Below are 24,923 nucleotides of genomic sequence, written 5' to 3' on the forward strand. Positions count from 1 at the left end.
TATTTCCTTTCACCTAAAAGAGGATAGGAGAAGCCTTACTCAACAACTGCCAACACGTCGCTCTGGCGCATCATTAAATATTTCTCACCATCATTCTCAAGCTCAGTACCAGCATACTTACCATAGAGGACCTCATCGCCAACCTTGAGAATCATCTCCTCATCCTTGGTACCATTACCAACGGCAACAACTTTGCCACGCTGTGGTTTTTCCTTGGCAGTATCAGGAATAATAATACCACCAACTTTTTCTTCTGCCTGTGCTGGAAGCACGAGGACTCTGTCTGCTAAAGGTTTAATTGTCATAATTGTATATGTTTTAAGATTTTAATTTTCAATCTGTTTGCGACCTGTCAACAAGTCGTTTCGTCTTTCATTATACGAAAACTATGCCAAAAGGACTTGCTGACAACTACAAGAATATAATCTGACAACCTGTCAGTTCTTCTTGCCATTTAGACTAAAAACAAAATAAAGAATTATCTTTGCATTAGAAAAAGAATATGGTAAAACATTAAAGAATTTATTATGAAACAGATTACTAAGACTATTACAAGTGAACTTCAAGCACTGTCAAATGCTGAAAAACGAGAGATTTTCCCGAGGTTCTTTAAGACTGGCAAAGGAGAATATGGAGAAGGCGACCGCTTCTTAGGTGTCACTGTTCCCAATATCAGAGCTATTGCCAAGCAATACAAGAACATTTCCTTGAACGAAATACGAGAACTGATACAATCAGAATGGCATGAGGTACGCCTCTGTGCTTTGCTTATTATGGTGGAGAAAAGCAAGAAAAAAGATGAGACCTTACGTCAACAGCTATTTGATCTCTACCTTTCTCAAACCGATAGAATTAACAACTGGGACCTTGTTGACCTATCTTGCCGCTTCATTGTAGGAGAATACCTACTCAACAAATCACGTGATATTCTTTATCAGTTAGCTCAAAGTCCACTACTATGGGATAATCGCATCGCCATCGTTTCAACCTATGCTTTCATTCGTAAAGGACAGTTAGAGGATACCTATGCACTGAGCGATATAATGATGCACCACCCACACGACCTCATGCACAAAGCTATTGGCTGGATGCTTCGTGAAACAGGTAAACGTAATCCTGAGCGTCTTTATGATTACGTTATGAACCATCGAGCAGACATGCCACGCACTATGTTACGTTATGCGATAGAGAAGTTTTCACCTACAGAGCGGTCCGTTCTCATGAAGCGTGTATAATAATTTCCTTTATCAGTTTATCAAATAGACAAACAAGAGTGCTCTGATATATACACAAATATTTGCAACATAGGTATAGTTAACTCGTGAATAAGCGATTTAGATTTTAGTTGAAGAAAAAACAACATATTTACTTCTCATAAATCATAAGACAAAATAATAATATATCCCATCTTTTTCTTACCTTTGCAATCAGAACATAATATATAGTTTAACGATATAAAAAGAAAATGAAACCTACATTATTACTCCTTGCGGCAGGTATGGGAAGCCGCTACGGCGGGCTGAAGCAGCTCGACGAATTAGGTCCTAATGGTGAGACCATTATGGACTATTCTATCTATGATGCAATTCAGGCAGGATTTGGTAAGATCGTCTTCGTTATCCGTAAGGATTTTGAGGAGCAGTTCCGCAGCCAAGTTCTTTCAAAGTATGAGGGTCATATCCCTGCAGAACTCGTATTCCAAAGCATTGATGCACTGCCAGAAGGATTCTCTGTACCAGAAGGTCGTGAGAAGCCATGGGGTACAAACCATGCTGTTTTGATGGCAAAGGATGTTATCAAAGAGCCTTTCTGCGTTATCAACTGCGATGACTTCTACAACCGCGACTGCTTCAAGGTTATTGGTAAGTTCCTTGCTGACCTCCCAGAGGGTGCAAGAGATAAGTATGCAATGGTTGGTTTCCGCGTAGGTAACACGCTGAGCGAGAATGGTACTGTTGCTCGTGGTATCTGCTCTACAGATGCTGAAGGAAACTTGACAACAGTTGTTGAGCGTACAGAGATTGAGCGCCGTGATGGAGAAATTAAGTATAAAGACGATAACGGTGAGTGGGTTGCTGTAGATGAGAATACTCCTGTATCTATGAACGTATGGGGTTTCACACCAGACTACTTTGATTATAGCGAGGCTTACTTCAAGGAGTTCCTCTCTGATCCAAAGAACATGGAGAATAAGAAGTCTGAATACTTCATCCCATTGATGGTAAACAAGCTCATCAACGATGGCACATCAACAGTAAAGGTACTCGACACTACCAGCAAGTGGTTTGGCGTTACATACGCTGCTGACCGTCAGAGCGTGGTTGACAAGATTCAGTCATTGGTTGACGAGGGTGTATACCCTGCTAAATTATTCTAACAGATACCCCCTGCTTGGCTACTATCACCGCAGACATCCTACGAATTCTTTCAAGGTGCAAGACGGATATCCAGGCAGGGGACTCATTTTCTTATCTCTACACACATCGGGCATAACAGCCCAACCATCTTCAAACACACATCAAAGCTTATAGCTATAATGGAATTAAACCTACTGAATCAAGAAGAAATTGCAACATTACGCAACCTTCTATCCAATGCGACAAATATCGTAATCTGTGCTCATAAGTCGCCTGATGGTGACGCAACAGGTTCGTCGCTGGCATGGATGCACTATCTTAAACAGATTGGCAAGACCAACGTTAAGATATGTATGCCTGACGCTACACCCGATTTCTTGCATTGGCTTCCAGGACATAATTCCGTTATTCGTTATGACAGACGACCAAAGGAGGTTGAGAAGGCGTTTAAGGAAGCTGACCTCGTTTGCTGTCTTGACTTCAACCAAAACTCACGTGTAGATGCAATGCAAGAGGTTTTGGAGTCTTCCACAGCCCCTCGCCTACTCATCGACCACCACTTAGAACCTGAAACAAACAACGCATTGACAGTCTCACATCCAGAAATGTCAAGTACATGTGAGATTGTCTTCCGTCTGATTAGTCAGTTAGATGGCTACGAGAAGATGACAACCCAATGTGCGTCCTGCATTTATTGTGGTATGATGACCGACACAGGTGGTTTCACCTATAATTCGTCACGCCCAGAGATATTCTATATTATCGGTCAGCTTCTTGCAAAGAACATTGATAAGGACGAGATTTATAACCGTGTTTTCCATAACTACTCTACCAATGCCCTCCGCCTCCGTGCACACATCATCCTCAACAAGATGAAGGTGATTGAGGAGTTGCACGCATCCTATTATACCGTAACAAAGGAAGAAATGGCACAATTCCATTTCATTAAGGGCGACATGGAAGGACTGGTTAACATCCCACAGCAGATAAAAGGGCTCAAACTAAGTATATCTTTGCGCGAAGACACAGAGAAGCCAAAGACCGTACTTGTGAGCCTTCGATCCTGCAATGGCTTCCATTGTCAGCCAATGGCTACAAAGTTCTTCAATGGTGGAGGTCATGCTGATGCTTCTGGAGGAAGATTGAACTGCACCATCGAAGAAGCTGAACAGATTGCTATTAAAGCTATCTTATATTATAAAGAAGAGTTGAAATAAACAGAAACTAACATCTGTTCTACCCCACTCTCCTCATCATCTTGCTTTAATTACACATTATGAATATTTTAGAACTATCCCAAAAGCGTTTTTCCGCACGTAAGTACAGCGACACACCTGTGTCAGAAGAGGACTTAAGATATATCCTTGAGGTGACACGTATGGCACCATCATCTGTAAACAAACAGCCATGGAAGTTCGTTATCGTGAAGTCAGAAGAGGCACGAAAGAAACTACAAGAATGTTACGACCGTGAATGGTTCAAGTCGGCACCACTCTACATCATTTGTATGCGTGAGGTTGAAAAGAACTGGATACGCCAAGAGGATAACAAGCAGCATGGTGATATCGACGTAGCCATTGCAACAGAACATCTCTGCTTAGCTGCAACAGAACGTGGTTTAGGCACTTGTTGGGTATGTAACTTCAATGTTGCCAAACTGAAAGAAACCTTCCTATATTCAGGTTATGAACCGGTTGCCATCATTCCTATCGGTCATCCTGTTGATGACTGTCCAATGAATGAGAAGAAAAGGAAGCCATTAGAAGAAATAATAGACATTATATAATCTTTATCAACGATTTCTGTTGTCTATTGAACATATTCCCATTGATTCGTCATTAGCATCTTATATTTATAACGTAACGACTATTACGAATCTATCGCCTTACCCTCAACCGATGTGCTGAGGTTTCGCACAATGACATATAACGTTAGCGTGAAAGTAAAGTGTAATTAAATTCAGATTCAAAACTAATTTTTATAAGATAAAAGCAGAGGAATAATCTGCATCTTATCATTCTAATTCAACAATTAATTATGCGTATTCTTGGAAATATCATCTGGTGGATTTTTGGCGGTTTAGAGGCTGCTATCGGTTATTTTACAGGTAGCTTGGTACTCGCCATCACCATTATAGGCATACCTGCTGCAATACAAACATTCAAACTTGGACTATTATGCTTATGGCCTTTCGGGTCAGAAGTAAGACAAGGGAAAAGCCTTTCGGGTTGTATCACCATTCCACTCAATATAATTTGGATTATTTTTGGTGGCTTATGGGCTTGGTTGACCCACATCTTCTTTGGTATTCTCCTTGGCATAACCATTATAGGAATTCCTTTTGCTAAGCAACACTTCAAACTGGCAAGACTATCTCTAACACCATTCGGTAAGGATGTTGTACTTAACCTTTAAGGACAACAACTAAAAAAAGACATTTGAAAATCATTTGAATAAAATTCTTTTAAATTCTTGGTAGAATTATCAAAAGTCAGTATCTTTGGCAAAAACAAAGGAGACAAAGCCCATGATTACGCAAGACAACTTCAACCAAGAATACGCTGACCCTATAGAGGAACAGCAGATTCGCCATTTCGTGTGCATAGAGATGGGACGACAGATACATAGATATATCAAAGCAATGCACGGTAGCAAACAACAGATGCTACGTTTTGAAGAGCATCTAAAAGACCTTCCTTTGAAGGAGAAGGAGGCTGCTATTGCACGCTATATAGATTTGAATCGTAAAGCCATTAAGGGATTAGATATGAAGATTATCTTAGCTCGTGCAATGGCAAACTACTCTGACACGTTCGAATATCTCGTTACATTGGTCAACGATAAACGAAAGATGGTGAAATACTTGAACCTTATCCGTGAAATCTATATCCAGTATCATGAGGTTATTGAGCGGAAAGGGAAATTTGGTATTCTCGACCATAGAGGTCGTACTCTCGTTGAACCGAAATATGAGTTCCTTCGCACTTGTTATGTCTATGTTGATGATTTGCGAACAATGCCGCTCATAGCACAATTAGATGGTAAGCTTGGTTTAATCCTTCCTGACGGGAAAAATACCATTGTAGCACCGTTCATCTATGATAGTATATCGTTGAGAGATGAACCACCTTACTTTGAAGCAAAGAAAGACAACAAGAAAGTCTTACTTAACACAGATGGTGAAGAGCAATAAATTTGAAAAGAGCTGTAACTGCCAATGCGGTTACAGCTCTTTTCAAATTACAATAAAATACGATTTAAACTTTCTTCAGCAAAGCAGTCAATCCTTGAAGCTGTTCCTGCCACATGGAAATCTTGCTATTTACCTTATCAAGATCAACGCCCTGATTTAGTTCTGGTGAATCACGTTGCTGCTGCAACAAGCTGATATACTGATTAACCAATGCAATCTTAGCTTTTATAGTCTTTTTCTTAGGGTAGCCACGCTTATCAACCTCTTTCTGATATTGTTCAGATATTGCGTTGATTCGTTGTCCACACTCTTCATACTGGCTCAACCACTGCTGGTAAGCTGCACTATTCTGCTTGTTTTCAAACTGTGTTGTGTTTGCAGATTCACCTATCTGCTTGTATGAGCTTTGTGCCATACCCATCATTGGAAGGACCAACAAAGCAATAACCAATAATTTCTTAACTCTCATAATTGTGTTCTTTTAAAATAAAATATCAGCTGCAAATATAAAGTAAATATCAGAAAGAACCAAAGTTTTTTTGTAATTTTGCATATTACTCTCCGTCCTTTAAATCACTTTTAAGAGTTTGTAAGGATAAATATAGAATAAAGTTGAATAATATGAATAAATATATTGAGGTAAAAGGGGCTAAGGTTAACAACCTAAAAGATATAAACGTGAAAATCCCTCAAGGTCAGTTTGTTGCTATCACTGGCGTATCAGGTTCGGGCAAGTCATCGCTTGCTTTCGACACACTCTACGCTGAAGGACAACGCAGATATGTTGAGAGTCTTTCCGCTTATGCCCGTCAGTTCTTAGGTAGAATGGCCAAACCAGAGGTCGATTTCATCAAAGGACTTCCCCCTGCCATAGCCATTGAGCAAAAAGTTATCTCACGTAATCCACGTTCGACAGTGGGTACTTCTACCGAAATATACGAATATCTCCGTCTTCTCTATGCTCGCATAGGTAGAACTTTCAGTCCTGTATCGGGCGAAGAGGTAAAACATCATTCTGTTGAAGATGTCATTGAGAAAGTGATGTCCTATTCTGAAGGTACAAAGTTCTGTATTCTTTCCCCTCTCCATATCATTGAAGGGAGAAGCGTACAAGCCCAACTTGAAATGGAGATGCAGGAAGGCTATGCACGTATCTATGTGGATAATGATTTCATTCGCATAGAAGACTGGCTTGAACAAAATCCTGCTGATGAGAGCAACAAAAGCAAAGCTAAAAACAAGGATAAAGACATCTATCTCGTTATTGATCGACTATCGGTCGATAAGTCCAAAGATACATTGACTCGACTCACTGATTCTTGTGAGACAGCTTTCTATGAGGGCGATGGCAATATGCGGTTGATGATTCTCCCAGCTAAACTAACCTACGATTTTTCAACTCGCTTTGAAGCTGACGGTATCCGCTTTGAAGAGCCAAACGACAATATGTTTTCGTTCAATTCTCCCCTTGGTGCCTGTCCTACTTGTGAAGGATTTGGGCGAGTTATAGGAATTGATGAGAAGTTAGTCATTCCTGATTCCTCTCTTTCTGTCTATGATGGCTGCGTACAATGTTGGCATGGTGAGAAAATGGCAACGTGGAAAGATGAATTTTGCAGACGTGCTGCAAAGGATAATTTCCCTATCTTTAAACCTTATTATGAACTAACAAAGGCTGAGAAAGAAAGCCTTTGGAAGGGTCTTCCAAGCGAAAGGAAGAAGGATATTCACGACCGAATCTGTATTGATTCCTTCTTCCAAATGGTAAAGGAAAACCAGTATAAGATTCAATATCGTGTTTTGCTAAGTCGTTATCGTGGTAAGACTGTTTGTCCTGACTGCCATGGAACTAAACTAAAGAAAGAAGCTACGTGGGTCAAGATAGGTGGTATGGCTATCACCGACCTTGTTGATATGTCTATTATCAACCTTAAAAAGTGGTTTGACAAGCTGGAACTAACAGAGCATGAGCAGGAAGTTAGTAAGCGATTGATGACCGAGATAACAAGTCGTCTGCAGTTCCTTTTAGATGTAGGATTGGGCTATCTCACCCTTAACCGCCAATCAAACTCATTGAGTGGTGGTGAGAGTCAGCGCATCAATCTCACAACTTCCCTTGGTTCTTCCCTCGTTGGCTCACTCTATATACTTGACGAACCATCTATAGGTTTACACAGTCGAGATACCGACCGACTCATCCATGTACTGAAAGAACTTCAAGCATTAGGTAACACGGTGGTTGTTGTAGAACATGATGAGGAAATCATGCGTGCTGCAGACTACCTGATTGACGTTGGACCAGATGCAGGTAGACTTGGCGGAGAGATTGTTTTCGAAGGTAAAGTATCTGATATCAAGCGAATAGAGGGAGATATTAAAGAGAAGAAAAATACTCAATCACTGCAACTGCTGGAGCAGTATCCTCATTCATATACCATTAAATACCTCACAGGAACGGAAGTTATCAACACACCTACAAGTCGACGCCCTTGGAATATGGCGATAGAATTGAAGGGAGCACGCATGAATAATCTTAAGGGTGTTGACGTAAAGTTCCCTCTGAATGTCTTTACTGTAGTGACAGGAGTCAGTGGTAGCGGAAAGTCTTCCCTTGTGAAAGGTATTCTCTACCCTGCTCTAAAACGTCATTTAGATGAAGTTGCCGACACACCAGGTGAATATTCATCTATCGGTGGTGACTGGAAACAGATTAAACACGTGGAGTTTGTAGATCAGAACCCTATCGGTAAGAGTACACGCTCTAACCCTGCAACATACGTAAAGGCATACGACGAAATCAGAAAGCTATTTGCAGACCAGCAGTTATCTAAGCAGATGGGCTTCACGCCACAATATTTCTCATTCAACACAGAAGGTGGTCGCTGCGAAGAATGTAAAGGTGCAGGTGTCATTACGGTAGAGATGCAATTTATGGCAGACCTCGTTTTGGAATGTGAAGAGTGTCACGGACAGCGTTTTAAGCATGAAATTCTTGACGTACAATTCCAAGGAAAGAATATCAACGACGTTCTGAATATGACAGTGTCTGAAGCTATTCAGTTCTTCGGTGAACACAAACGCAAAGCAATTGTCAACCGCTTGAAGCCTTTGGAGGATGTCGGACTGGGCTACATCAAACTCGGACAAAGTTCTTCTACCCTCTCTGGTGGTGAGAATCAACGTGTAAAACTCGCCTACTTCATTGGACAGGAACAGCAAGAGCCAACACTTTTTATCTTCGATGAGCCTACCACAGGTCTTCACTTCCACGATATTCAGCGTCTACTTCACGCCTTCAATGCCCTCATTGACCGTGGTCACAGCGTATTGGTTATTGAACATAACCTCGATGTCATCAAATGCGCCGACCACGTTATTGACCTTGGTCCAGATGGTGGTGATAAAGGTGGATACCTCGTCATAGCAGGTACGCCAGAGGAAGTGGCACATTGCAAAGAGAGCCTAACAGGTAAGTATTTGATTGAGAAGCTAAAATAGATAAGATTTGTAGTATTGTGTTGTACAGAGAATGAAAGATAACCTAAAAGGTTCACACTATGTACGACAAAAACACTTCGTATAAATAAGAAAAAGATATTAGCATGTGTGAGGAGGACACAAGTTTTGTAGACTGCGAAATATATTTACATTTTTCACAATTCTCCTACTTTTAAATAGGCATTAAAAGCCTTTTCTTCCCGCATTCGTATTTATCAACATATCAAGTTGTTACAGAACCGCACAAGAAGAGGTGCTTAGTTAGCCTTCAAAAGGGCGTTAGTTAGACCTCAAAAGAGCATCTTTAGGAAGCCAATTGGGCGTCTTTTCAAAGCTAAAAGGGCATCTATTAAAATTTAGCATTTGAAAAATACGGACAAAACATAAGTGGATATATCAACTTTATAAGTTATGACATATCCACTTTCTTATAGCATTGACGCAAATATTTAATATAATCTGCCAAGATTCATTTGGTTATTTGACAATGTCCTAAATACTCAAAATCAATTAGCTATAATTCCCTTATAAGAGGTCAATCATTTTACATTAAGACTTCGTTACACGCTCCAGCCACTTCACCATACCGAACATAACAGCCATAGAAATGATACATACGATGGCAAAAACAAGCCAACAAGTCCAAATTGACCACTTGTTATACATCAATGGACCAATCCAAAGGAAGCCATTACCAACAGCTGTAGCACCTAACCACAATCCCTGACAAAGTCCCTGAAGATTCTTAGGAGCAACCTTACTTACAAAACTCAGACCCAGTGGAGAGATAAATAACTCAGCAACGGTGAGGAAGAAGTAAGTGAGGATAAGAATCATCGGACCAGCCTTCATAGTTGCACGGACAGCAGGCTCAAGAGAAGTAAACTGCTCAGCTGAAGGATAATCATGAACCAGTGAAAATACCATTAAGAAGAGATAGGCAAAGCCTGCGATACCCATACCGTAGGCTATCTTACGAGGTGTGGAAATAGGCTTACCTTTCTTGGTGAAATAGGCAAAGACCCACATAATCAATGGAGTAAGAGAGATTACAAAGAACGGGTTAACCGCCTGCCATATCTCCGGTGCTACAGAATCCGTATTGACGAAGTCGCGTGCGAAGAAAGAAAGGCTCTGACCATTCTGATGGAATGAGAACCAAAAGAATACACTGATACCCAATACAGCAAAAAGAGCATACATACGCTGTTTAATCTCCTTTGCCATTGACGCTTTCTCATCCTCGGTATACTCAACATTGACTATCTGCTCCTTCTTGCCTGGCATTGGGAAGAGTTTCTTTGAGCTCATGAAGATAACAAGAGAGATGAGCATGGTAACAACACTGGCAATAAAGCTATAATGAACACCTGTATTGAACACATCAAGATAATGAGGACAGAATGATGCTAAATCAGCAGCATTACCACCCACCTTGGTTGCAAGTTCCTGCAAATTGCTGAGATTGTCACCAATAGTACCATTGATATACTTATGGCAAAGCTGTGGCAAAGCTGCATCATAAGTCAGACCATTGCGTCCCAGCCACCAGCTACGCAATACAGGAGCTATGAATGGAGCAGCCAATGCACCCAAATTAATGAAGACATAGAAGATCTGGAAACCAGCATCACGCTGTCCCTGCGCCCATTTCAGACGCTCGGGTGAAACTTTTGCCGCTTCAGTCTCAAAATCATCATACATCTGACCGACGATAGCCTGTAAATTACCTTTAAATAATCCATTACCAACAGCAATCAATACCAAAGCAAAGATAGTGAAGGCAAGCAGATAAGAATTATTTTCAGGTGTAGCGAGAACAGGGATAGACAATGCCACATACCCCAGTGCCATCACGACAAGACCACTTTCAATTGTACGCTGATAGTTTTGTGTGCGGTCAGCAATAACACCACCTACCAAGCTCATGACATAGATTGCAGCCAAAAAAAGGGATGCAATCAGACCTGACGTTTCGTCTGACAGACCGAACTTAGAACACAAGAATAATGCGAGAACCGCATTCATAATGTAGTAACCGAAGCGTTCGCCCATGTTACTGAAGGCTGCTTGAAGCAATCCTTTTGGGTGATTTTTAAACATAGCTTATCTTATTTAGTTTTGGTTATATCAAAAAGATAGGTAGCCTTGACAACAATGTTGCCATAATTAGACTTACCGAAATAGTCTTTCTTTGAACTTCCATAGATATTACCTAATCCATAGTAATAACGAGCATCGAGCAGGAAATGTCCAACATGTCGGTTGCAATACTCCATACCTAAGCCAGCCACAATGCCATAGTCTAATTTCTTTTCAATAGGCATTGATTCTTGTGCGATGGTCGTATTACTTCGCCCTGTACCATCGGTGGCAAGGTTAGGTGTATCATAGTTCTTAGATGTTGACTCTCCAAGATAAACTCCTAATTGTGGTCCCGCTTGGATGAAGAAGTTAAAACCATTCCGCTCACGTCCCCATGCAAGATGTGCAAAAACGGGTATCTGAACATAATTAATGGTTCGTGAGTATTCTTCAGCCAATCCATTAGAATTAATTACAGGCTGGTCTGTACCAGTCAGTATCTTCTCTTTCCACCCGATAGAAGCATAGTTAACCTCACCATAGATAGAACAAATGGTATTAAAATACTTCTCACAAACATAACGCAGACTTAATCCACCCGTGACTCCGCCATGCATAGACTGCCTTACACTTGGCGTAAAACCTACGTTTGAGAGTACGTACCCTCCATTTACACCAATAGCAAAGTCGTTACGATGGTCTCCTATTTGCGCTGCAACAGACAAAGGCAGCGCAAGTAGGAAGATAACTAATATTTTTGAGATTCTATTCTTCATATTTGGAATAAGGTCTCTTCTACAATTTAATAGACAAGATTCTCCATTGTCTGGTCTGTCTTGAAATGAATCAGTTGGAAGTTGTCATTAATATATCCACCCTGCCCTATACGAACAAAGTCGTAACGAGTTTGTAATGGACGATACTTAACCTCTGAGGCTGCACCCTTAAAATTCTTTCCGTTTGCCTTCAAGCCACGTATGAAGAACTGTGTCATATCGTAACCCGTAAGTGCCATACGGGGAATATTTTGCTTTGCCATAGGCTCTCCATATTGTTCTAAATATTTTGCCTCTAATTCCTTCGTTTTATCCGCTGCCTTATTATAATAATAGGTAGATGGGATATAAGTATTATACTTGAAGTATTGGTCGAGGTTATAGTCCTGATAAACAAACCATTGGTTATATCCAAATAAACTGATGGCTACACCTGGACGTGCCTTCTTAAGCTGAGCTAACTTAGCAAAGACCTCATTCAACTGTGGACTTTTCTCAGAATTAAGAATAACAACATTAGGGCACGTTGCATCAAAGTGCTTTAAGAAGTCTGTGGCTGATGATTTTGAGCTTGTGAGATTATATTTAATCTTTTGTAAATCAAGCTGTTTCCTTAAATTTGTGGTAAAATCACCCACCTGGCTTGTTGCATCTTTGCAATTAACAAAGATAGGATGATGTGATCTTTGGAAACGCTCCAAGAAAGCAGCAATAGCCTTATTTGTTAAGGATGCATCAGTCTGATATACTTGGAATATGTTAGGATTTGTTTCAACATCGTTGCCTGTTATTGAGAAAGGTATCACAAGCTTGATATCATACGCACGACAAAAATCAGCTAAAGGCTTTACCTGCTCAGAATAAAGAGGTCCAAAGATGATATCTAATTTAGAAGCATTTGGTTCGAGTAATGTACTACGAATATCAGCCCCCTTTGGTACATTCCAAGCATGCACATCTGTGGTAATACCTTCACTCTTCAACTGATTAAGAGCCAAGAGGACACCACGATAGAACTCTACCATACGTTTTCCATCACCGTCTTGATTATGCAAAGGAAGCATAACACCAACACGAATTGCATTCACAGCCTTTACTGGAGCCTGAGCAACAACAGGTTTAGCAGCTGACTTTTTGTTTGTCTTACCTTTTACAGAACCATCTGGCAGGAAGTCTCCCTCCTTTGAATAAGGAACAAATATCAAATCACCTTTCTTCAATTCATAGCCAGCCTGCTTCATCGTCGGGTTACCATCAAGTAACTGTGGGATTGTTACGCCATATTCTTTAGCAATACCAAAGATAGTTTCCTTACGTTTTACCTTGTGTTGATCACGCCATTGGGCACTTTGTGCCAGCACGCTATAACTAAAAGTCATAGCCAAAAACAACATAAGGTATTTGAGATATTTTTCCATATACATACTTTTGTATTCTAATAGTAACAAATTACAACTGCAAATATACAAAAGAAATCTGTAATCAAAAGATGTAGAATGATAAAAAACACAAAAACACTTATAGCATATTATTATTTGTGCAGACTGCTACATTTACTTGTTTGTATGGAAAAAATTGTGTAAATTTGCACGATTACACATTTTCAAGGTAACATCAAACGAACTATTAAAATGAAACAATATAAATTTAGGATATTTGGTATGGTACTGTCGCTGCTTCTTTCTTCCATAGCATGGGCACAAAATTGCCAACCTTCAGGTAAATACACCGATGCAAATGGAGAAACCAATACGATTGCAGCGGGTGATACTTATGCAGGATCGGCTCCTCTAATAGTTTCGTTTTCAGCTAATCCATCTACAACAAACGATGCTGCCACAAATTACGAATGGCATTTCTTCAATCAAAAGAATCCACGTTCAGCCTTTCTTATCCGTTACGATGAGAATACAGAATACACCTTTACAGAGGCTGGAACAACGAGAGTGGTGCTTTATGAAATTCTGAATGGTGACACTACACGCTATAATGCTATCAGCTTCTCTATCAGTGAAAGTAGTCTACAAATGCCTAATGCTTTCTCCCCTAATGGCGATGGCATCAATGATGTCTATCGTGCGAAACCTGGTTATAAAAGTATTATAGAGTTCAAAGCTATTATATTCAATCGTTGGGGACAAAAGTTATACGAATGGAATGACCCTTCTGGTGGCTGGGATGGTAAGTATAAAGGCAAAGATGTTGCCCAAGGGACTTACTTCGTCAATGTCACTGCAAAAGGAGCTGACGGAAAAGAGTTTCATATCCATAGAGATGTCAACCTCCTTAGAGGATATACACAGAATACAAGATGATAGAATAATGAAGTTTAGATAATATTAAAAGGTAATTCTAACTTTCCTTTCGGCTGACATTTCAAAAAGGAGTCATTAACATTCAGCTATTCATCAACACTCAACACATTACCACCAAACAATGAACGAAAAGATAGAAGTCTTTGGAGCCAGAGTACATAATCTGAAGAATATAGATATAACCATCCCACGCAACTCACTTACAGTATTTACTGGACTATCTGGTTCAGGAAAGAGTTCGCTTGCTTTCGATACTATTTTCGCTGAAGGTCAGCGTCGATACATTGAGACTTTCTCTGCATACGCACGCAACTTCCTCGGAAATATGGAGCGTCCTGATGTAGATAAGATTACAGGACTCTCTCCCGTCATCTCCATTGAACAAAAAACGACCAATAAGAATCCACGTTCTACCGTCGGAACAACTACTGAGATATACGATTATCTCCGACTTCTCTTTGCTCGTGCAGGCGAGGCATACTCTTATATGAGTGGTGAAAAGATGGTAAAATATACAGAGGAGAAAGTAGTGGATATGATTATGTCTGACTATCAAGACCGTAAAATATACATCCTCTCTCCACTCGTCCGCAATCGTAAAGGTCACTACCGTGAACTCTTTGAGCAGATGCGTCGCAAAGGTTATCTCTACATACGCATAGATGGAGAGATAGAGGAGCTTACTCGTGGAATGAAAGTAGACCGTTACAAGAACCATAACATTGAAGTCGTTATTGACAAGATGAAGCTTGGTGGTACGGAGAATAACACACTACGTGAACGTTTAGCCAAGACGATTACGACTGCTATGAAGCAAGGAGAAGGTTTGATTATGATTCTTGATAACGAACGCAATGAAGCTAAATACTTCTCAAAACGACTTATGGACCCTGTCACAGGCATAGCCTACAAAGACCCTGCACCAAACATTTTTTCATTCAATTCACCCGAAGGTGCCTGCCCTCAGTGTAAAGGCTTGGGTGTCATAGATGAGATTGACTTAAAGAAAGTGATTCCAGATGACGAACAAGACATTCATAGCGGTGCAATTATCCCTTTAGGAAAATACAAGAACCAGATGATTTTCTGGCAGATAGATGCTTTATTGAAGAAGTATGATTGTAGTCTTAAAACACCCATCAAGGATATACCAAAGGAGGCAATGGATGAGGTTCTGTACGGTTCGCTGGAGAAGTTGAAGATAGCCAAAGAACTTGTACATACCACCTCCGACTACTTTGTATCCTTTGATGGTATCATTAAGTATCTCCGTACTGTTATGGAGAACGACGACTCCTCAGCAGGAAAGAAGTGGGCAGACCAGTTCATTGCCGAAACTCAATGCCCAGAATGTCATGGGCACCGCCTGAATCGTGAGGCTTTATCCTATAAAATATGGGACAAGAATATTGCTGACCTTGCGGAAATGGACATTACCGAGTTGAAAGACTGGATTGACCATGTTGAAGAACACTTGAGCGAGAAGCAACGTACAATTGCCGTTGAAATTATAAAAGAGATTCGTAAGCGTATAAACTTCCTACTCGATGTGGGACTTGATTATCTCGCCTTGAACCGTCAGAGTGCAACTCTCTCTGGTGGAGAGAGCCAGCGTATCCGCCTTGCAACACAGATTGGTTCACAACTTGTCAACGTACTTTACATCCTCGATGAGCCATCTATTGGTCTGCATCAGCGGGATAACGAACGACTCATTAACTCGCTCAAGGAACTACGCAATATGGGTAATACGGTCATTGTTGTTGAGCACGACGAAGACATGATGCGAGCAGCAGACTGGATTGTAGACATTGGACCAAAAGCTGGTCGCAAAGGTGGTGAGGTTGTATTCCAAGGTAAGCCTGAAGATATGCTCAAGACACACACACTCACCGCACAGTATCTAAACGGTGAACGTGCTATCGAAATCCCAAAGGAACGACGAGAGGGCAACGGAAAGACCATTCAACTCACTGGTTGTAAAGGTAATAACCTAAAAGATGTGGACGTAACTTTCCCACTTGGCAGTCTCACTGTCGTTACGGGTGTATCTGGTTCTGGAAAGAGTACGCTTATCAACGAGACTTTACAGCCTATTCTTTCACAACATTTTTACCGTTCTCTGAAGCGTCCAATGCCTTACAGAAAGATTGAAGGCATTGATAACATTGATAAGGTGGTGAACGTTGACCAAAGTCCTATTGGTCGTACTCCTCGCAGTAACCCAGCTACATACACGGGTGTATTCTCTGATATTCGCCAACTATTTGTCAATCTTCCTGAAGCAAAGATTCGTGGTTACAAGCCGGGACGATTCTCTTTCAACGTGAAAGGAGGACGATGTGAGACTTGTGGCGGTAATGGATACAAAACTATTGAAATGAATTTCCTGCCTGATGTGATGGTACCTTGTGAGGTCTGCCACGGCAAACGCTATAACCGCGAAACCCTTGAAGTACGCTTTAAAGGAAAATCAATTGCAGATGTATTGGATATGACAGTCAATATGGCTGTAGAGTTCTTTGAGAACGTACCACAGATTCTGCCGAAGATAAAGGCATTACAAGATGTTGGCTTAGGATATATCAAACTTGGACAAAGTTCCACTACCCTCTCTGGTGGTGAGAGTCAGCGTGTCAAGTTAGCAACCGAACTCGCAAAGCGTGACACAGGTAAGACACTTTACATTCTTGACGAGCCTACGACAGGTCTTCACTTTGAAGATATTCGTATCTTGATGGACGTCTTACAGAAGCTTGTTGACCGTGGCAACACAGTAGTCATCATCGAGCATAATCTCGATGTCATCAAACTTGCAGACTACATCATTGACATGGGACCAGAAGGTGGTCGTGGTGGCGGTCGTATGTTAGGCTGTGGAACACCAGAGATTGTGGCAAAGAATAAGGAAAGCTATACTTCCCGCTTCCTTGCAAAAGCACTAAAATAAGATATACCCTATTGGCAAGAGAGAAAGAGTTTTCAATTCTTTTCTTTGGATAATTGATAATTTAGTCCTAAATTTGCCAAAGCACAGTAGTAAAGGACAGCCATACAAAAGCACAGATTGTCCTCTTTACTTTACGATACATTTGGATTTTAAAACATTGTCTATATCACCTAAAATTATGGATAAAAAAGAATACTTACGTTCATGGGCTGAAACCTATAAGAACGACCTTACAAACAACATTATGCCTTTCTGGTTGAACCATGGTTGGGACAAAGAGAATGGCGGTATTTACACCTGTCTAAATCGTGATGGTTCATTGATGGACACAACCAAATCGGTGTGGTTTCAAGGACGATGGGCATTCATCTGTGCTTTTGCATACAACAATGTAGAAAAGAATCAAGAATGGCTTGAAGCCTCTAAGTCTGCTATCGACTTCATTGAGAACCATTGCTTTGACGAGGACGGACACATGTACTTTGAGGTAACAGCAGAGGGTAAACCACTGCGTAAGCGTCGCTATGTCTTCTCAGAGACTTTCGCTGCAATCGCTTTTGCAGAATACTCTTTGGCTACTGGTGACAAACACTATGCGGAAAGAGCATTACAAGTATTCCATGATGCACAACGTTTCCTCTCTACTCCAGGTTTCCTTCCTGCCAAGTATGAAGCGGGTGTCGAGATGCAAAGTCATTCTATCATTATGATTCTCATCAACGTTGGCTCACGTCTTCGTGCGGTAATTGACGACCCAACATTGACTCAGCAGATTGACGAGTCTATCTCATTGCTCCGTCGCTACTTCATGCACCCTGAGTTCAAGGCACTGCTTGAAACAGTTGGTCCTAAGGGAGAATTCATTGACACCAATGCTGCACGCACCATCAATCCTGGTCATTGCATTGAAACGGCATGGTTTATCATGGAGGAGGCTAAGTTACGCAACTGGGACAAAGACTTACTTGACACTGCCCTCACCATCTTCGATTGGTCATGGGACTGGGGATGGGATAAGCAATATGGCGGTATCATCAACTTCCGAGACTGCCGAAATCTCCCACCACAGGACTATTCACAGGATATGAAGTTCTGGTGGCCACAGTGTGAGACAATCATTGCTTCACTCTATGCCTACCTTGGAACAGGAGACGAAGAATATCTCTATCGCCACCAACGTATCAGCGAGTGGACATACGCCCACTTCCCTGACCAAGACTTCCCAGAGTGGTACGGCTACCTGCATCGTGACGGAACCGTTGCACAGCCTGCAAAGGGTAACATTTTCAAAGGACCTTTCCACGTTCCACGTATGATGATTAAAGGCTATATGCTCTGTCAAGAGATATTGAAGACTATGGAATAGTATAAGATACTAAAGAATACAACAGAAACTCCCATAACTTTACCAACGATGGTACGTTATGGGAGTTTTATGATACCTTTAAAGCATAAACTTATATGAAAACAAAACAATAATTAAACAAGAACACTGTAAGCATCCAAAATTCGCCGTCTTGTCACTTCACAAAAAAACCTTATATGACTGGCTTCATATAAGGGTTCTATGCTATTTATAGTTTATGGGTAGCAGTTTAATCAATTCCTCATCCTCCATGTCCAGCAAGGGTTTTGCTAATACCTGCCTTAACCACACATTAGGTTCTATCTTTGCTTCCCTACAACATGCCATGAACGTATAGAAGATGGCATTGTTTTCGGCTCCTTCGTTGTTGCCACAGAACAGATAGTTTTTCCTTCCCAATGTAATGGGTCTGATGGCTTGCTCCATAAGATTGTTGTCTATATTGAAACGCCCATCTTGTACGTATCGGCTGATGCGTATCCATACGGCGAAAGCATAACGCAGAGCTTTCTCCATAGCTTCGCCAGGGAGATACTCCTTGTGTACCTCCTTCATATATGCTTCAAGAGCCTTTAATATAGGATATGCTTTGGATTTTCTTTCAGCCTGAATCTCTTCGTAGCTGGCGTTACTGTGTTTTAAGTTTGCTTCTAACTCGTAGAGTACAGCGATCATCTTAACGATATGGGCGGCATTCTTATCATTTGTCGATAAATGCTCGAACTTTCGCCGGACATGTGCCATACATCCCAAGAGCTCTATGCCTTGAACGTTTTCAAATCTGCTGTAAGCTTCATACCCATCGGATTGTATAGCACCATGATAGCCTTTGAAGAGTTCGTCGGGTACGGCTCCCGATCGTGAACCTTCCTTCCAATGAAAGAAGACCCCTCGGCAGTGCAGCGCATCTCTTACTCCCCACAGATAACCCTTGCGAGTCTTACCCTTACGGTCGGCAACTTGTACGCTTGTCTCATCAACTTGCAAGTAGGGACTCTGTAAAATCAACTTTGCTTGGAGTTTATATAGAGGATATAAAGCGTTAGCTGTGCTGTGAACCCAGCTGTTTATGGTAGAGGTTGGGATGTTGATGCCATACTCTTTCCATCTGGTGCTTTGTCTATACTCTGGCAAATGATAGACAAACTTTCCTGTGATAATCTCAGCCAGCAGAGAGGCATCGGCAAAACAATCCACAGCTTGCTTCTGTAAAGGAGCTTCCAGTATGTCAATCTTTGCATCCGTGGGTTTTGCATCTTTCAAACGGCAGACGATGCGGTCTTCAACCTTAACATAAAAGCTTGAGGGACGTAAGCACAAGTGTTCTGTCTTATCGTGACCGATGATAACCATACGGTTTTCATCATAACCGTCTGGATAAATCTCAGTAACCACACGCTCTATATCATTAGGAACATAAGAGGCATATGGCTTGCCTTTTCTCGTAGAACGAGCGTTACAGCTTGCTTCCCTGCGCTGCTTAGCTTGCTTCTCTACTTCCTTGATGATAGTTGGTATTTCCCCCGAAAGTTGTTTACCTTCTTTTGCCCAATCTTTATCAAAGAACGAACCTGCCCAGCCGTTGGGACTCTCAGGTAAACGCTTTTCGCTACGTCTACCGAATACCATACGCTCAAGTTCAAGAATACGTTGAGATTTTCTTGCTAACTCTGCATCCTTTTGCTTAAGTTCTGCATCCTTTTGCTTAATCTCAACATCCTTAACCTTGATCTCTGCGTCCTTTTGCTTAAGTTCAACATTCTTGCTCTTAAGTTCTACATCCTTACTTTTAAGCTCCATGTCTTTCTGCTCAAGGAGATTTATAAAATCTTCTCGAGTTAAAAAATGATAGTTAGACGCAGTCTTATTGTTGGATGTATTCATCAGAAAACCAGTTATTTATATGATACAAAGGTACGAAAAATATCTGGATTTTGCAAGAAATTTCTAAGGTTTATTGTAACGTTTCCTTCGATAACAATGAGGATTTATACCTTCTATATAAAGGACCAATTCATCCCATCGAAGTTCATAAAATCCCTTGGTTTGCTGCATGATTTTACCACTTAAACAACCCTGTGCCATCTGCTTGTGGTATACGACAAAACCACATCGTTCCCAATGAAGCAGCTTGATACGATTGCGAGAACGATTATAGAACACATAAACACAACCATCAGATGGGTTAAAATCATTACCACGGACGAATTGACATAATCGAAGCATCCCCTGGCGCATATCCACAGGAGAACAACAAACCCGATAAACATTTGTTTCATTCAGTGCAAACATCTTTTTTGTGCAAAGGTAGCAACAATGCTGCATCCACAAAAGACGGCTAATTTTGGATGCTTACAGAACACTGACACTTCCTTATTAATGGTATTATCTTTAAGTCGCACGCTGACTTTATATGAATTTACTTTACATTATTTCTTAAAATAAACTCCTTAAAAGGGCGAAAAAAGACATTCACAAGCTCATTCATAAATCCCTTACTATAAGTAAGTTACAAACCAGTGCAAGAAAAGGTGCTTAGTTAGCCTTTAAAAGGGCGTTAGTAAGCCCTCAAAAGGGCATGTTTTGAAAGGCAATTAAGCCTTAATTCAAACGCTATTAAGCATAGATTAAAAAGAAGGATGTGAAAAAATAGGACAAAAGTTTGCCTTCCGCGCATATTCTTCGATTAACAGAAAGAGTAGAAAACAACATATCGGAAAACAGAAAAAGAGACCATCTTAAAAATGTAGAGATACACAATTTGCGCACCTGTCAGTTACAATGGACATGGAAAGACAAATATGCTTTCCACCCAAAGTGCTGACTACATTTTTAAGATAGCCTCTTTCTATGTTCTTAAAACCAATTAAACCTTATTATATATAGGCACATTGGCGTATGAGGTTATTCCTCTGCTGGCTTCATGTTAGTGTAAACATTCTGCACGTCATCGAAATCTTCTAAACGCTCAACCATCTTATCGATCGTCTCACGCTCTTCAGGTGTAACGTCCTTCAAATCGTTAGGAATACGAGTGAACTCTGCAGAAGTAATCTCGAAACCATTGTCTTCTAAGTGTTTCTGAATCTCACCAAAGCTTGTTGGCTCACCATAGATAGTGATTTCGTTCTCTTCCTCATCCTCATCGAACTCATCATCAACCCCATAGTCAATCAAGTCGAGAATCAACTCTTCCATATCTAAACCCTCTTTCTTCTTAAAAGTGAAGACAGCCTTTTGATCAAAAAGGAAGCTAAGAGAACCCTGTGTACCAAGGTTACCATTAAACTTATTGAAGATTGAACGAACATCACCTACTGTACGTGTAGTATTATCTGTCAATGTATCAACAAATATAGCAACTCCATGAGGTCCATAACCTTCGTATGTCACCTCCTTATAGTCGCTGGTATCCTTACCCATGGCGTTCTTAATAGCACGCTGGATATTATCCTTCGGCATATTCTCACGCTTACATGTTGCAATAATTGCACGAAGGCGTGGGTTGTTCTCTGGCTCAGGACCACCTGCCTTAACAGCAATAGCGATTTCTTTACCTAACTTTGTGAACGTACGGGCCATGTGACCCCATCTCTTGAGCTTAGTTGCTTTGCGATATTCAAATGCTCTACCCATTGGATTTGTTTGTTAACGGAGTTCTGCTCCGAGTTTATTTGTTAAATTCTTAATTAATTTCTGCATGATGGCATCAATAGCCTTATCGTTGAGTGTCTTCGTCTCATCCTGAAGAATGAAGTTGACAGCATAACTCTTCTTGCCCTCTGGAAGGTTCTTACCTTGGTAAACATCGAAGAGTTCAACACGCTTCAAGAGCTTCTTGTCTGCCTGACGTGCAATCTCCTCAATCTGTGCAAACTCAACATTATTGTCAACCAACAATGCAAGGTCACGGCTTACAGCAGGATACTTAGATATCTCTTGGAACTGAAGTTTATTCTTACGAATAGCCTTCATCAGTCCAGCCCAATCCAACTCTGCATAGTAAACCTTCTGATCGATATCGAAACTCTTCAAGAGTTTATGACTAAGAATACCCATCTCAACGAGTACCTTACCTGCACGTGTCTTCAGTGTGATTGCTTTGTCAAAAACATTATTGTCAGACTTCTCGCTAACGAGTAAGCCCTGTGCGATACCGATTCGACGCAGAATATTCTCAACGTATGCCTTCAGTTCATAGAAAGAAGATTCCTGATCAGGGTGCGCCCATGAACCTTGTATGCGCTTACCTGTCACCCACAAAGCCATGTGGTAATCCTGTGTATAAGCCTTGATAGGACTTTCCTCTGTCCACTTCTCCTTATTGTACTTATAGACATTACCAACCTCAAAGAAGCGGAGATTCTGTGCCTTGCGGTTCACATTGCGTACAATACTCTCCAAACCACCGAAGAGAAGGGTCTGACGCATCACACCTAAGTCGGCTGAAAGAGGATTCATCACCTTCACAGTCTCCTCCCAAGGATAAGCATTGAGGTCTGTCTCCTCATAGTAAGAGCTCTTGGTAAGTGAGTTGTTCATAATCTCAGAGAAGCCAGCACCAACCAACTGTTCACCAATGATATTCTCACGATGATAGTTCTTGTCAGCCTCTTCTGCAATTGTCAATGAAGACTTCAACTCTGTAGGAATCTCTACATTATTATATCCGTAGATACGGAGGACATCTTCTACAACGTCACAAGGTCGCTGTACGTCAACACGATAAGGAGGAACGAGGAGGTTGAGACCCTCTGCATCTTCCTTTTCAACCTTCATTTCAAGGCTTTCAACAATGCGCTTAATCGTTTCATGACCAAGTTTCTTACCAATAAGACGATCGCAATACTCATAGTTCAAACGAACTGGGAAGCCCTCCATCTTAGTTGGATACTCGTCACGAATCTCCATACTTACCTTTCCACCTGCAAGTTCCTTACAAAGGATTGCAGCCTGCTTGAGTGCATAGATAACGCCATTCGGGTCGATACCACGCTCAAAACGAAAACTGGCATCTGTAGAAAGACCATGACGACGAGCGCTCTTACGAATCCATGTCGGGTGGAAATAAGCACTCTCCAAAACTATGTTTTTGGTCGTCTCATAAGTTCCACTACCCTTTCCACCGAAGACACCAGCGATACACATAGGGTCTTCCTCATTGCAGATAGCAAGATCGTGTTCGCCAAGGGTATGCTCATCGCCATCCAAAGTAACGAAATTCTTACCTTCGTTCTTGTCCTTAACAATAATATGATTGCCCTTAACCATATCTGCATCAAAGCAGTGCATAGGTTGTCCGTAAGCCATCATGATATAGTTAGTAATGTCGACGATGTTATTGATTGGGCGTAGACCGATAATATTCAGTTTATCCTTCAACCACTGTGGACTTTCCTTTACCTCACAATCCGTCATACTCAAACAAGCATAACGACGGCAAGCATCAGTATTCTCGATCGTCACATCAATAGGAAGGTCATGATTATCAACCTTAAAAGCATCACAAGAAGGGCGATGCAATGAGGTTTCATAACCATTCTGTATCAACCATGCATAGAGGTCGCGCGCCACACCATAATGACTTAACGCATCAGCACGGTTTGCCGTAATGTCTATTTCAATCAACCAGTCACTATCCAACTGGTAATACTCTGATGCTGGCTGACCTACTGGTGCATTGTCTGGTAACACGATAATACCATCGTGCGCTGTGCCGACACCAATCTCATCCTCGGCACAAATCATTCCAAAACTCTCTACACCACGCAGCTTACTTCTCTTAATCGTAAACTCATTGTCACCATCATAGAGTACACAACCTAAGTCAGCTACGATAACCTTCTGTCCTGCTGCAACATTCGGTGCACCACATACGATCTGCTGTGGTTCGCCCTTGCCAAGGTCAACGGTTGTTACGTGAAGATGATCAGAGTTTGGATGTGCCTCGCAAGTGAGTACCTTACCGACATACAATCCCTTCAGTCCACCTCGTATCGTTTCAACTTCTTCCAATGCGCCAACCTCCAAACCAATAGAGGTGAGTGCAACAGCAATCTCTTCTGGAGTTAGACTGAAGTCAACGTATTCCTTTAGCCACTTATATGAAATATTCATTATATTGTTATATTGTTTGTTCTGAAAATACGTGCAAATTTACTAAAAAACTCAGACATAGCAAAAGGATAAAAGAAAAAAGCGGTTATGGTAGAAGAAACTCCCTCTTTCTTCCATTATAACAATGAACAACAACAACTTTTGCTTATGAACAATAGACGTAAGTGCCTTTAGCTCAACAAAAGGGATGGCGATTATTCTTTAATAATTGCAGATCTCAAGATAATCTCTTACCTTTGCAGGCATAAAACAAGTTTAGACAAAAA

At 41.1% G+C, this 24,923-nt stretch carries 19 protein-coding genes; 10 read left to right on the forward strand and 9 right to left on the reverse strand.

Annotated features, from left to right (window positions below):
• Window positions 1-35 precede the first annotated feature (35 nt).
• Window positions 36-305 carry a co-chaperone GroES gene (locus J5A56_RS10850; protein ID WP_021672084.1) on the reverse strand — a complete coding sequence of 90 codons (270 nt, stop codon included), beginning with the start codon at window positions 303-305 and terminating at the stop codon, window positions 36-38.
• A gap of 222 nt (window positions 306-527) precedes the next feature.
• On the opposite strand from J5A56_RS10850, the gene J5A56_RS10855 reads away from it, so the two are divergent.
• The 6 genes from J5A56_RS10855 to J5A56_RS10880 all read left to right on the forward strand — a co-directional run bounded on the left by J5A56_RS10855 (window position 528) and on the right by J5A56_RS10880 (window position 5,550).
• Window positions 528-1,235: a DNA alkylation repair protein gene (locus tag J5A56_RS10855; protein WP_021672085.1), complete on the forward strand. Its 708-nt coding sequence runs from the start codon at window positions 528-530 to the stop codon at window positions 1,233-1,235.
• Between the two features lie 230 nt (window positions 1,236-1,465).
• Window positions 1,466-2,377 carry a sugar phosphate nucleotidyltransferase gene (locus J5A56_RS10860; protein ID WP_021672086.1) on the forward strand — a complete coding sequence of 304 codons (912 nt, stop codon included), beginning with the start codon at window positions 1,466-1,468 and terminating at the stop codon, window positions 2,375-2,377.
• A 159-nt stretch (window positions 2,378-2,536) separates the two neighbouring features.
• Window positions 2,537-3,574: a DHH family phosphoesterase gene (locus J5A56_RS10865; RefSeq protein ID WP_021672087.1), complete on the forward strand. Its 1,038-nt coding sequence runs from the start codon at window positions 2,537-2,539 to the stop codon at window positions 3,572-3,574.
• 59 nt (window positions 3,575-3,633) lie between these two features.
• Window positions 3,634-4,143, forward strand: coding sequence for a nitroreductase family protein (locus J5A56_RS10870; protein ID WP_021672088.1), 510 nt, complete (start codon window positions 3,634-3,636; stop codon window positions 4,141-4,143).
• 251 nt (window positions 4,144-4,394) lie between these two features.
• On the forward strand, window positions 4,395-4,772 hold the full coding sequence (locus J5A56_RS10875) for a YccF domain-containing protein (RefSeq protein ID WP_021672089.1): 378 nt from the start codon (window positions 4,395-4,397) through the stop codon (window positions 4,770-4,772).
• A gap of 112 nt (window positions 4,773-4,884) precedes the next feature.
• On the forward strand, window positions 4,885-5,550 hold the full coding sequence (locus J5A56_RS10880) for a WG repeat-containing protein (RefSeq protein ID WP_036919953.1): 666 nt from the start codon (window positions 4,885-4,887) through the stop codon (window positions 5,548-5,550).
• Between the two features lie 64 nt (window positions 5,551-5,614).
• Here J5A56_RS10880 and J5A56_RS10885 read toward each other — a convergent pair whose 3' ends face one another.
• A complete protein-coding gene (locus J5A56_RS10885; RefSeq protein WP_021672091.1) occupies window positions 5,615-6,019 on the reverse strand; it encodes a hypothetical protein in 405 nt (134 codons plus the stop codon).
• 152 nt (window positions 6,020-6,171) lie between these two features.
• Here J5A56_RS10885 and uvrA (J5A56_RS10890) point away from each other — a divergent pair, with 152 nt between their 5' ends.
• The gene (gene uvrA, locus J5A56_RS10890; RefSeq protein WP_021672092.1) at window positions 6,172-9,048 is read left to right on the forward strand and encodes an excinuclease ABC subunit UvrA; all 2,877 of its coding nucleotides are present in this window, start codon (window positions 6,172-6,174) and stop codon (window positions 9,046-9,048) included.
• Window positions 9,049-9,597: 549 nt separating this feature from the next.
• Here uvrA (J5A56_RS10890) and J5A56_RS10895 read toward each other — a convergent pair.
• Genes J5A56_RS10895 through J5A56_RS10905 form a run of 3 tightly spaced genes read right to left on the reverse strand, consistent with a single transcriptional unit; the run spans window position 9,598 to window position 13,327 of the window.
• Complete coding sequence (locus J5A56_RS10895) at window positions 9,598-11,151, reverse strand: peptide MFS transporter (RefSeq protein ID WP_021671112.1); 1,554 nt, start codon at window positions 11,149-11,151, stop codon at window positions 9,598-9,600.
• An 8-nt stretch (window positions 11,152-11,159) separates the two neighbouring features.
• Entirely contained in the window at window positions 11,160-11,909 is a 750-nt protein-coding gene (locus tag J5A56_RS10900) for a porin family protein (RefSeq protein ID WP_021671111.1), read from the reverse strand.
• A 26-nt stretch (window positions 11,910-11,935) separates the two neighbouring features.
• Entirely contained in the window at window positions 11,936-13,327 is a 1,392-nt protein-coding gene (locus J5A56_RS10905; RefSeq protein ID WP_036919077.1) for an amino acid ABC transporter substrate-binding protein, read from the reverse strand.
• Between the two features lie 213 nt (window positions 13,328-13,540).
• Here J5A56_RS10905 and J5A56_RS10910 point away from each other — a divergent pair, with 213 nt between their 5' ends.
• From J5A56_RS10910 to J5A56_RS10920, 3 genes are all read left to right on the forward strand, one after another.
• On the forward strand, window positions 13,541-14,224 hold the full coding sequence (locus J5A56_RS10910) for a gliding motility-associated C-terminal domain-containing protein (protein WP_021671109.1): 684 nt from the start codon (window positions 13,541-13,543) through the stop codon (window positions 14,222-14,224).
• 121 nt (window positions 14,225-14,345) lie between these two features.
• Window positions 14,346-17,174, forward strand: coding sequence for an excinuclease ABC subunit UvrA (gene uvrA, locus J5A56_RS10915; RefSeq protein WP_021671108.1), 2,829 nt, complete (start codon window positions 14,346-14,348; stop codon window positions 17,172-17,174).
• A 178-nt stretch (window positions 17,175-17,352) separates the two neighbouring features.
• Complete coding sequence (locus tag J5A56_RS10920) at window positions 17,353-18,540, forward strand: AGE family epimerase/isomerase (protein ID WP_021671107.1); 1,188 nt, start codon at window positions 17,353-17,355, stop codon at window positions 18,538-18,540.
• A gap of 204 nt (window positions 18,541-18,744) precedes the next feature.
• Here the strand turns inward: J5A56_RS10920 and tnpC are convergent, their stop codons facing one another.
• The 4 genes from tnpC to pheT all read right to left on the reverse strand — a co-directional run bounded on the left by tnpC (window position 18,745) and on the right by pheT (window position 24,657).
• Window positions 18,745-20,424, reverse strand: a complete 1,680-nt coding sequence (gene tnpC, locus J5A56_RS10925; protein ID WP_249112090.1) for an IS66 family transposase — start codon at window positions 20,422-20,424, stop codon at window positions 18,745-18,747.
• A 63-nt stretch (window positions 20,425-20,487) separates the two neighbouring features.
• Complete coding sequence (gene tnpB, locus J5A56_RS10930) at window positions 20,488-20,832, reverse strand: IS66 family insertion sequence element accessory protein TnpB (protein WP_211807225.1); 345 nt, start codon at window positions 20,830-20,832, stop codon at window positions 20,488-20,490.
• A 612-nt stretch (window positions 20,833-21,444) separates the two neighbouring features.
• Entirely contained in the window at window positions 21,445-22,176 is a 732-nt protein-coding gene (locus J5A56_RS10935; RefSeq protein ID WP_021673062.1) for a YebC/PmpR family DNA-binding transcriptional regulator, read from the reverse strand.
• 12 nt (window positions 22,177-22,188) lie between these two features.
• The gene (gene pheT, locus J5A56_RS10940; protein WP_021673063.1) at window positions 22,189-24,657 is read right to left on the reverse strand and encodes a phenylalanine--tRNA ligase subunit beta; all 2,469 of its coding nucleotides are present in this window, start codon (window positions 24,655-24,657) and stop codon (window positions 22,189-22,191) included.
• Window positions 24,658-24,923 lie beyond the last annotated feature (266 nt).

This window comes from Prevotella melaninogenica, assembly GCF_018128065.1.
Lineage (GTDB): Bacteria > Bacteroidota > Bacteroidia > Bacteroidales > Bacteroidaceae > Prevotella.

Excerpts from the sequence above, each read along its gene's own strand:
- J5A56_RS10870 (WP_021672088.1), top strand. The coding sequence starts at position 3,634 with ATGAATATTTTAGAACTATCCCAAAAGCGTTTTTCCGCACGTAAGTAC.
- J5A56_RS10850 (WP_021672084.1), bottom strand. The coding sequence starts at position 305 with ATGACAATTAAACCTTTAGCAGACAGAGTCCTCGTGCTTCCAGCACAG.
- J5A56_RS10885 (WP_021672091.1), bottom strand. The coding sequence starts at position 6,019 with ATGAGAGTTAAGAAATTATTGGTTATTGCTTTGTTGGTCCTTCCAATG.
- tnpC (WP_249112090.1), bottom strand. The coding sequence starts at position 20,424 with ATGAATACATCCAACAATAAGACTGCGTCTAACTATCATTTTTTAACT.
- J5A56_RS10880 (WP_036919953.1), top strand. The coding sequence starts at position 4,885 with ATGATTACGCAAGACAACTTCAACCAAGAATACGCTGACCCTATAGAG.
- J5A56_RS10910 (WP_021671109.1), top strand. The coding sequence starts at position 13,541 with ATGAAACAATATAAATTTAGGATATTTGGTATGGTACTGTCGCTGCTT.
- J5A56_RS10905 (WP_036919077.1), bottom strand. The coding sequence starts at position 13,327 with ATGGAAAAATATCTCAAATACCTTATGTTGTTTTTGGCTATGACTTTT.
- J5A56_RS10865 (WP_021672087.1), top strand. The coding sequence starts at position 2,537 with ATGGAATTAAACCTACTGAATCAAGAAGAAATTGCAACATTACGCAAC.
- J5A56_RS10855 (WP_021672085.1), top strand. The coding sequence starts at position 528 with ATGAAACAGATTACTAAGACTATTACAAGTGAACTTCAAGCACTGTCA.
- J5A56_RS10935 (WP_021673062.1), bottom strand. The coding sequence starts at position 22,176 with ATGGGTAGAGCATTTGAATATCGCAAAGCAACTAAGCTCAAGAGATGG.
- tnpB (WP_211807225.1), bottom strand. The coding sequence starts at position 20,832 with ATGTTTGCACTGAATGAAACAAATGTTTATCGGGTTTGTTGTTCTCCT.
- J5A56_RS10900 (WP_021671111.1), bottom strand. The coding sequence starts at position 11,909 with ATGAAGAATAGAATCTCAAAAATATTAGTTATCTTCCTACTTGCGCTG.
- J5A56_RS10895 (WP_021671112.1), bottom strand. The coding sequence starts at position 11,151 with ATGTTTAAAAATCACCCAAAAGGATTGCTTCAAGCAGCCTTCAGTAAC.
- uvrA (WP_021671108.1), top strand. The coding sequence starts at position 14,346 with ATGAACGAAAAGATAGAAGTCTTTGGAGCCAGAGTACATAATCTGAAG.
- J5A56_RS10920 (WP_021671107.1), top strand. The coding sequence starts at position 17,353 with ATGGATAAAAAAGAATACTTACGTTCATGGGCTGAAACCTATAAGAAC.
- J5A56_RS10860 (WP_021672086.1), top strand. The coding sequence starts at position 1,466 with ATGAAACCTACATTATTACTCCTTGCGGCAGGTATGGGAAGCCGCTAC.
- uvrA (WP_021672092.1), top strand. The coding sequence starts at position 6,172 with ATGAATAAATATATTGAGGTAAAAGGGGCTAAGGTTAACAACCTAAAA.
- J5A56_RS10875 (WP_021672089.1), top strand. The coding sequence starts at position 4,395 with ATGCGTATTCTTGGAAATATCATCTGGTGGATTTTTGGCGGTTTAGAG.
- pheT (WP_021673063.1), bottom strand. The coding sequence starts at position 24,657 with ATGAATATTTCATATAAGTGGCTAAAGGAATACGTTGACTTCAGTCTA.